1 protein-coding gene is annotated in these 3,935 nt (G+C 70.3%); it reads left to right on the top strand.

The window, feature by feature from the left end; all coding sequences use genetic code 11:
• Window positions 1-18: 18 nt before the first annotated feature.
• A partial coding sequence (locus AB0D04_RS42275; RefSeq protein WP_362712772.1) for an SDR family NAD(P)-dependent oxidoreductase occupies window positions 19-3,935 on the top strand: 3,917 nt, incomplete at its 3' end.

Below are 3,935 nucleotides of genomic sequence, written 5' to 3'. Positions count from 1 at the left end.
GCGTCCCACTCCCCGCATGTGGAGGCTCTCCGGGACCGGATTCTGACCGATCTTGCCCCGATCAGTCCGATGTCCTCTTCCTCGGTGGGTTTCTTTTCCACGCTGACTGGTGAGTTGATCGACACGGCCGATCTTGATGCCGGGTACTGGTTCCGGAATCTGCGGCAGACGGTCCGTTTCGAGGATGCCGTGCGTGCTGCCGTCGATGCCGGCCACTCCGTGTTCGTCGAGGCTTCCGCTCACCCGGTCCTGACGGTGGGCATCGAGCAGACCCTTGAGGACGCGGGCGTATCGGGTGCCGCGTTGGGCACCCTGCGTCGCGATCACGGCGGCGCGGAGCAGCTGCTGACGGCGTTCGGGCAGGCGCATGTTCAGGGTCTTCCGGTCGCGTGGGAGAAGGTGCTGGCTCCGTATCGGCCGCAGCGCGTCGACCTGCCGACCTACGCCTTCCAACGACAGCGCTACTGGCTGGCCACCGCCGTCGAGAGCTCCGCCGAGGGGACGTCGTCGAGCGGACAGATCCGGGCCGCGGACTCCGTTGAGGCTCGGTTCTGGGAAGCGGTCGAGCGCGAGGACCTGGAGAGCCTGGCCCGGACGCTGGCGCTGGACGACGGCGACGGTCAGGAGCTGGGCGCCCTGATTCCCGCCCTGTCCGCGTGGCACCGACAGCAGCGCGAGGCGTCGGAGGTGGACCAGTGGCGCTACCGGATCAACTGGAAGCCCATCGACACCAAGCCCACCCGGCTCACCGGCACCTGGCTGGTGATCAACCACGCGGACACGGCGATGCCCGACTGCGCGGACGCGCTGACGAACCAAGGTGCCGAGGTCGTCACCATCGATCTGACCGATCCGGACACTGACCGGGACGTCCTCGCGAAGCGGCTGGCCGACGCGTTGGACGGGAGGCAGCCGAGCGGAGTGGTGTCCCTGCTCGCCGCCGCGGAGACCTCGCACCCCGGGCATCGTGCGCTGCCGGTGGGCCTCGCCTTGACGGTCAGCCTGGTCCAGGCGCTCGGCGACGCCGGCATCGAGGCGCCGCTGTGGTGTCTGACCCGCGGTGCCGTGTCGGTGTCGGCGGCCGACGCCCTCACCCGGCCCGTGCAGTCCCAGATCTGGGGATTGGGGCGCGTGGTGGCGCTGGAGCACCCGCGGCGATGGGGCGGTCTGGTCGATGTGCCGGAGAAACTCGATGAGCGTGCCCAGCAGCGGCTGGCGGCGGTGCTCTCCGGCATCGGCGCCGAAGACCAGCTGGCCATACGGCTGTCGGGAGTGTTCGTACGTCGCCTGGCCCGCGCTCCCCTGGGTACGGCGGCACCGAAGCGACAGTGGCGGCCGCGCGGCACCGTGCTGGTCACCGGCGGGACCGGAGACATCGGGCCGAGGCTCGTACGCTGGCTGGCCGACAACGGCGCGGAGCACATCGTGCTGCCCGGCCGACGCGGCCCGGCCGCACCCGGCATCCCGGAGCTGACCGAGGAACTCGCCGGTACCGGCACGCGTCTCACCGCTCTCGTCTGCGATGTCTCGGACCGCACGGCGGTGGCCGACATGCTCGACGAGCTGAGGGCGAAGGGCGACCCGGTCCGTGCGGTCGTTCACGCCGCGGCACTGATCAAGATCGGTTCGATAGCCGACAGCACCCTGACCGAGTTCGACGACGTCATGGCCGCCAAGGTCCTCGGTGCCCAGCACCTGGCGGAACTGCTGGACGGCGACGAGCTCGACGCGTTCGTGCTGTTCTCCTCCATCGCCGGCGTCTGGGGCAGCGGCGACCACGCCGCATACGCCGCCGCCAACGCCTACCTCGACGCGCTCGCGGAGCACCGCCGTGCCCGTGGCCTGCCCGCCAACTCCCTCGCCTGGGGCATCTGGCTGGCGATCAACGAATGGGGCGGCGGCAACATCCCCGAAGGCGTGGACCCGAGTCTCGTGCGCAAGCGTGGTCTCCCCTTCCTCGACCCGGAGGTGGCGATCTCCGGACTCCAGCGCGAACTCGATCACGACGAGACGTTCATCGCTCTCGCCGACGTCGCCTGGGACAGGTTCGTCCCGACGTTCAGTTCGGTGCGGGTCTCGCCGCTGATCGAGGCCGTGCCCGAGGCACGCGCCATCCTCAACGCGGAGAGCAACAAGGACAGCCAGGCGGGAACGGGCACGGAGACGGCGCTACGGCGACGACTTGCCGGGCGACCCACCGGTGAACGCCGCCAGGCGGTGCTGGAGCTCGTACGGACGCAGGCGGCGACCGTGCTCGGCCACGACTCCGTCGAAGCCCTCCCGGCAGGAAAGGCGTTCAGGGAGTTCGGCTTCGACTCGCTGGCCGCCGTCGACCTGCGCAACCGGCTGAACACGGCGACCGGGCTGACCCTGCCGGCCACCGTCGTCTTCGACTACCCCACAGCCGAAGCACTGGCCGACTATCTGCTCGACGAGACGTTCGGCACGGCCGAAGAGGCGCGGACCACGACGACCGTCACCACCGTCGTCGCCGACGACGAGCCCATAGCCATCGTCGGCATGGGCTGCCGCTACCCGGGAGGAGTGTCCTCACCGGAGGACCTGTGGCAGGTGCTGTCCACCGGAACGGACGCCGTGACGCCCTTCCCCACCGACCGCGGCTGGGACCTGGGGTCGCTGTTCGACGCGGACGCCGACGCCCCCGGCAAGTCGTACGTACGCGAGGGCGCCTTCGTCGAATCCGTAGCGGACTTCGACTCCGGCTTCTTCGGGATCTCCCCGCGTGAGGCGCTGGCGATGGACCCGCAGCAGCGGCTGCTGCTGGAGGTCTCCTGGGAGGCCCTGGAACGGACCGGCATCGACCCGAGCTCGCTGCGCGGCAGCCAGACCGGCGTCTTCACCGGCAACAACATCCACGACTACGGTTCCGCGGTGCTCCGGTCGGCGAGCAGTTCCGAAGGGCACGTCCTGACCGGCAACGCGTCCAGCGTCATCTCGGGCCGCATCTCCTACACCTTCGGTGCGGAGGGTCCCGCCGTCTCGGTCGACACGGCGTGTTCCTCGTCGCTGGTGGCACTCCACCTGGCGGTGCAGGCGCTGCGGAACGGAGATTGCTCGCTGGCACTGGCCGGCGGTGTCGCACTCATGGCGACACCCGGCGCGTTCACCGCGTTCTCCCGACAGCGCGGCCTTGCGGCCGACGGCCGCTGCAAGGCGTTCGCCGATGACGCGGACGGCATGGGGCTGGCCGAGGGTGTCGGTGTGATCGTGCTGGAGCGGCTGTCCGAGGCGCGGCGGAACGGACACGAAGTGCTCGCCGTGGTACGGGGAACCGCAGTCAACCAGGACGGCGCGTCGAACGGCCTGACAGCGCCCAACGGCCCGTCCCAGCAGCGCGTCATCCGGCAGGCACTGGCGAACGCGCGGCTGTCCGCCGCAGACGTCGACGCCGTGGAGGCGCACGGTACGGGCACGACACTGGGTGACCCGATCGAGGCGCAGGCGCTGCTGGCGACGTACGGGCAGGAGCGTGACAAGGACCGGCCGCTGTGGCTGGGCTCGGTGAAGTCCAACCTGGGCCACGCGCAGGCGGCGGCGGGCGCCGTCGGCATCATGAAGATGGTGCTGGCCATGCGGCATGGTCTGCTGCCGAAGACGCTGCATGTGGACGCGCCGTCCTCGCACGTGGACTGGTCCGCGGGTGCGGTGGAGCTGCTGACCGAGGCGCGGCCTTGGCCGGAGACGGGTCAGGCGCGTCGGGCGGGTGTGTCGTCGTTCGGTATGAGTGGCACGAACGCGCATGTGATTTTGGAGCAGGCGCCGGCGGTTGAGGCAGTCGAGGACCCGTCGCAGTCGGAGGCCGACGCCCTGAGGGGCGGCCCGGTGGCGTGGGTGCTGTCGGGCAAGTCCGAGGTGGGGTTGCGGGGGCAGGCGGAGCGGTTGGGTGCGTTTGTTGCTGAGCGCCCGGAGTTGTC

Origin of the sequence: Streptomyces sp. NPDC048483 (genome assembly GCF_040651455.1) — a bacterium.
GTDB lineage: Bacteria > Actinomycetota > Actinomycetes > Streptomycetales > Streptomycetaceae > Streptomyces.
Note: the sequence above shows the minus strand (reverse complement) of the source record. Positions and strands in the feature narration are given on the sequence as shown.